The 4,934-nt window shown below is 56.7% G+C and carries 6 protein-coding genes; 2 read left to right on the top strand and 4 right to left on the bottom strand.

Features of this window, described 5'->3' with window-relative positions:
• Together PHP98_11620 and PHP98_11625 are read right to left on the bottom strand one after the other, a co-directional pair.
• Positions 1 to 790, bottom strand: a 790-nt coding sequence (locus tag PHP98_11620; GenBank protein ID MDD5484276.1) for a cache domain-containing protein, incomplete at its 3' end; no start/stop codon positions are given.
• Entirely contained in the window at positions 780 to 1,253 is a 474-nt protein-coding gene (locus PHP98_11625; protein MDD5484277.1) for a hypothetical protein, read from the bottom strand. The genes PHP98_11625 and PHP98_11620, both read right to left, overlap by 11 nt.
• 153 nt (positions 1,254 to 1,406) lie before the next feature.
• Here PHP98_11625 and PHP98_11630 point away from each other — a divergent pair, with 153 nt between their 5' ends.
• On the top strand, positions 1,407 to 2,612 hold the full coding sequence (locus tag PHP98_11630) for a Gfo/Idh/MocA family oxidoreductase (GenBank protein ID MDD5484278.1): 1,206 nt from the start codon (positions 1,407 to 1,409) through the stop codon (positions 2,610 to 2,612).
• Here the strand turns inward: PHP98_11630 and PHP98_11635 are convergent.
• Complete coding sequence (locus PHP98_11635; GenBank protein ID MDD5484279.1) at positions 2,566 to 3,759, bottom strand: DegT/DnrJ/EryC1/StrS family aminotransferase; 1,194 nt, start codon at positions 3,757 to 3,759, stop codon at positions 2,566 to 2,568. The two genes, PHP98_11630 and PHP98_11635, sit on opposite strands and share 47 nt — an antisense overlap.
• 318 nt (positions 3,760 to 4,077) lie before the next feature.
• The gene (gene lipB, locus PHP98_11640; protein ID MDD5484280.1) at positions 4,078 to 4,755 is read right to left on the bottom strand and encodes a lipoyl(octanoyl) transferase LipB; all 678 of its coding nucleotides are present in this window, start codon (positions 4,753 to 4,755) and stop codon (positions 4,078 to 4,080) included.
• On the opposite strand from lipB, the gene PHP98_11645 reads away from it, so the two are divergent.
• On the top strand, positions 4,739 to 4,934 hold a 196-nt coding region (locus tag PHP98_11645), incomplete at its 3' end, for a hypothetical protein (protein MDD5484281.1). The genes lipB and PHP98_11645 overlap by 17 nt on opposite strands.

Below are 4,934 nucleotides of genomic sequence, written 5' to 3' on the forward strand. Positions count from 1 at the left end.
CGCCGCGGACCATCCGTCGGCCCGCCCGCCAGCCGGCGGAGCGAACGAGCGGATCGGGATTGATTTCGGCCGTGCTGAAAACGGTCTCATTCATGATCAATTCGCGCCGCGGATGCGCAATGAAGGTTCCGTTTGCCGAAATAAGCCAGGCATAGCCGACTTCCTTCTTCAGAAGCGAGGCCAGCAACCCGCTCAGCCCTTCAAGAGAAACATCGCTGGTCACGACCCCGTAAAACTCATTGCTTTTAAAAACAGGGCAACTGTATGTCACCATGAGAATCCCTCCGCCGCCCTCGTCAAAGTAAGGCTCGCACCAAACCGGCTCTTTCAGCTTTTGCGGAAGATAAAACCAGTCCCACGTGTCATAGCGATAATCATCCGCGCCAAGGTCCTTGCAGACCAGTTGCCCTTTTTCGTTAAAAACGTAAGGGGCGCAGCAAGCCGGGTTTTGCCCGTTTAATGACGGATTCAAGGCGATGGCCGCGCCGTAAATATTGCCGCGGTTCTGCTCCACAGTGCGCCGCAGGAGTTGATACATGTCATTCGTGGAGAGGGACTGCATTTCCAGGCCAACGGTCATGCCCTGGACCGCCTTTTCCACCGACCGCGCCGTGGTTTCAATGCGGTTGACCGTGGCCGACGCCATGTAGCGCGCCTTGGTCTCCAGGTCGTCCATGAGCATGCGGCGCACGCGGACATAACTGTATCCGATAATCGCGCTTAGAATACAGCCGGCCCCCAAAACAACCAGGAGGGCCAGGCGGACCGCTATGCTGCGGTTAAGGAGCATCGCCCACCCCTTTCCCCCGGAATCCCGGTTCGCCCGGAGCGCTTCCGCCCCCCGTCGTTGCGCCGCCGGCCGGAGCAAACGGATGAAATTCCCCAAAGGCCGGCGCGGCGCGGATCAGTTTCCGCTCGCGCAGAAGAGCGGTGGCGCGATTGTATTGCGTCTCGGACAACACCCCGAACTGCCACGGGTCGCCCGGACCGGGAAAAATGGAAACGATGATCTTTTCCAGCATCCATTTCATATGCGCGCGATTGTCCGGAAAATGACCGCGGCGGACGTAATCCATGACAATATCAAGCGTTTCCTCCGGATTGTCCCGGGCATAGCGCCAGCCGTCCAGCGAAGCTTCGGCAATGTCGCGGCACAAGCCGGGCCAATTCACCGCGGTTGATTCGGAACAATCCCCGGCGCATACTCCCTGCGCCAGCAGCGCGGCCAAAGCCGCGGAAAACCATCGCTTCATATTTTTTTTTGCCATCCGCCGAAGAGTTGTTTTTTTGGGAATGTTTTTAGGCTTGATTTAAGATATATTTAATTGATACTGTCGTCAAATTTTTATTCGCGGAATGATGCAGGCCGCGCCTGATTTAACCTGAAAGGAGCATGTGGAAAAAAAATGAAAAACAAGGAATTGAAAATCGGCGTGATCGGCGCCGGCGGAAGAGGCGCGCTGGCCGGACATGCCCACCAGCCTGAAAATGGCGTGCGCCTGACCGCCGCCTGCGACCCCAATCCCGAAGCGTTGCGCAAGTTCAAGGAAAAATACGGGCCCGATGTTTTCCTGACCGATGACTACAAACAACTGGTTGCCCGGGACGAGCTTGACGCCGTCTTCATCACCTCGCCCGATTTCCTGCACGAAGAACAGGCGCTGGCGGCCATGCAAACGGGCAAATCAATTTATGTTGAAAAACCGATGGCCATCACCACCGAGGGCTGCGACCGCATGCTGAAAACCGCCTGCAAAAACAAGGTCAAGCTTTATCTCGGCCACAACATGCGCCACATGGCGTTCACCAACAAAATGAAGGAATTGATTGACCAGGGCGCCATCGGCGAAGTCAAGGCCGGCTGGTGCCGCCATTTCGTCTCCTATGGCGGCGACGCCTATTTCAAGGATTGGCACGCCGAACGGTCCAAGGCCACCAGTCTGCTCCTTCAGAAAGGCGCGCACGACATTGACATTTTGCACTGGCTCTGCGGCGGACACAGCCGGTTGGTGAGCGCCATGGGCGGTTTGACCGTGTATGATCAAATCAAGGACCGCCATCCAAAATCGGAACGCGGCGACGCCAGCTGGCATCTTGACAACTGGCCGCCGCTCAAGCAGAAAGGCTTGAACCCGGTGATTGACGTTGAAGATATTTCCATGATGCTGATGGAACTCCAAAACGGCGTCTTTGCCTCCTACCAGCAATGCCATTACACGCCCGACGGCTGGCGCAATTACACCATCATCGGCACGGAAGGCCGCCTTGAAAACTTCGGCGACGTGCCCGGGGCATGCGTGGTCCGGCTCTGGAACAAGCAGAACTATTATCAGCCGTACGGAGACGAGCAATTCTTCATTCCCCGCGACCCCGGCGGCCACGGCGGGGCGGACCCGCGGATCGTGAATGAGTTTTTAAGCTATCTCCGCGGAAAAACCAGAATAAAAACCTCAGCCGTCGCGGCGCGTTACAGCGTGGCGGCGGGCTGCGCGGCGGCCCACTCCCTGCGGCACGGATCAATCCCGGTTAAGATCACGGACGTGCCGGAAAAGATTGCCGGCTACTTCAACCGCGACCTGGTCCGGCAGCCAGTTCCGCGGCGTGCGCGCTGATTTTGCGAAAGATCGCGGCGATATCCCGCATGTCGTCCCGCGTGCCCAGCAGAAGATGATGCCGGAACCAGAGGGCGGATTCCCGGCACAGTTTTTCCGTGCCGGGCAGAAACATTTTTTTATACTCCCGCCGGTTGGCAAACATGGGCTGCTTGTAGAGCGGCATCGGATAACCCGGCACGAGATCAAGCCCTTCGGCTTTGGCCGCCTTGATAAGCAAAGACCGCGAACAGCCGAATTCCACGGGCTCAAAACGGATGCAGAAAAGATGATAAGAGCGCGGCTTCACCCGTTTGTCGTCCGGCACCGGGTATAAACCCGGAATTCCCGCCAGTTGTTTATTCAATATTTTCGCGTTTGCCTCGCGCCGGACGATATGTCGCGGCAGACGGCCCAACTGCGCCAGCAATATGGCCGCATGGAACTCGGTCAGGCGCAGGTTGCTTCCCATCAGAAAATGCTGATACCAGGGGGTGTTTGCCCCGCGGCCGCAATTGGTGTATGACCGGCAAATGTTAGCCAGTTTTTCATCGTTGGTGACAATGGCGCCGCCCTCGCCGGCGGTGATGTTTTTGCTGGCCTGGAAACTGAAACAGCCGCAGTCGCCGATGGCGCCCGCGCCGAATTTCCCCTTCCAGACAGTTCCCCAGGCGTGGCAGGCGTCTTCAATTACTTTAAGACGATGCTTCCGCGCCAGCTTCATAATGGCGTCCATATCGGCCATGAAGCCCGCGAAATGGACGGGCATGATCGCGCGGGTGCGCGGCGTGATAGCGGCCGCGACCGAATCGGCGGTAACACAGTAATCAGCAGGGTTGACGTCGGCAAAAACCGGCCTTGCCCCCACCCGCATGACGCAGCTGGCCGTGGCCATGAAGGTGTAGGCCGGAACAATCACCTCGTCGCCCGCGCCGATGTTGAGGGCCAGGAGACAGGTCTCCAGGGCCGTGGTGCCGCTGGAAGCCGTAACGCAATGCTTGCCCTTCTGGAAGGCGGCAAAAGCCTCCTCAAATTCGCGCACCTTTTCTCCATACCACCACTTGCCGGACTCCAGCACCTTGCCAATGCCGCGCCGTTCCCGTTCATCCCATATTGGCCAGGCCGGCCATTGTTTACCCGCTGATCTGACCGGTTTTCCGCCAAACAATGCTAATTTCCGCATCATCGCCCCCGTTTTTTGTCGATTTTATTCATCATAAATGCGCGACTGTTCAATTCTGGAAAATGAAATCCGCCTTTGACTGACATTAAAAAAACACCGCTTTGTCTTTCGTTATAACTGGTTATAAAACGGGACATGCGGCAATATTTTCAAAGTTTAGATTTCCCCATTCAAATGTCAAACGGAAATCACATCCTTAATTTCCTGCGCGCCAGGCGCGGTAAATCCGATCGTAATTTTCAGCCATTCCCCGATCCGGCGTCACAAAGCTTTCTTTTTGACGTTGAGGCCGGCAAAGCATCGCTAATCCGGGGCGGGATATTTCCGGTTGAATACGGCGCCAAATTGCTCCGCCATGACTTCGCGAACCTCATGCAATGCGGGGCAGGCTTTTCCCAGCAGCTTTTCCAGCGAAGCCACCTCTTCGCCGGCCAGTCCGCAGGGAATAATGGCGGCAAATCCCGACAAATCGGGGTGCACGTTGAAACTCATGCCGTGATACGATACCCAGCGCCTGAACCGTACCCCGATGGCCGCCAGCTTGCCCCCCTCCGTCCAGGCGCCGGTCATGCCCTTGCGCCGCCAGGCCCGCACCCCGAAAAACTCAGCCGTGCGGATGGCCACCTCTTCAAGGGCGCTGAGATAACCGCGCACACCCCCCGCCCCGTCCGCCGCGGCCGCCCCCCCCGCCCCCAGCTTGATAATGGGATACATGACAAGCTGGCCGGGGCCGTGAAAAGTTACCGCGCCGCCCCGCGATGATTTTGCAAGTTCAATCCCTTTCGCCTTTAATGCCCCTTCCGAAAACAGAACCTGCTCCGGCCTGGAGCGGACCCCGCAGGTAATAACCGGAGTATGCTCAAGAAAAAGCACCGTGTCCGGGACCAGGTCTCTGATCCGCGCCGCGAGTATTTCCTCCTGAAGCATCAGGGCGTCATGGTAGGATAACGCCCGATCAAAACATATGACGCGCGTTTTCATAAATCCTTCCCGGCCGGATAAAACCGGGAGATTCCATCCAAAAAAAAACTTTTATTCAAGCGCGAAAGAGATTACTATCTTCCCGGTTAAATTAAAAAAGAAAAGAGAAATTAAAAATGAAAAAAATGAAGGCGATCGTAAAAAAGAAACCCGAACCGGGACTCTGGCTGGAGGAAGTC

Source organism: Kiritimatiellia bacterium (assembly GCA_028715905.1).
Classification (GTDB): Bacteria; Verrucomicrobiota; Kiritimatiellia; order JAAZAB01; family JAAZAB01; genus JAQUQV01.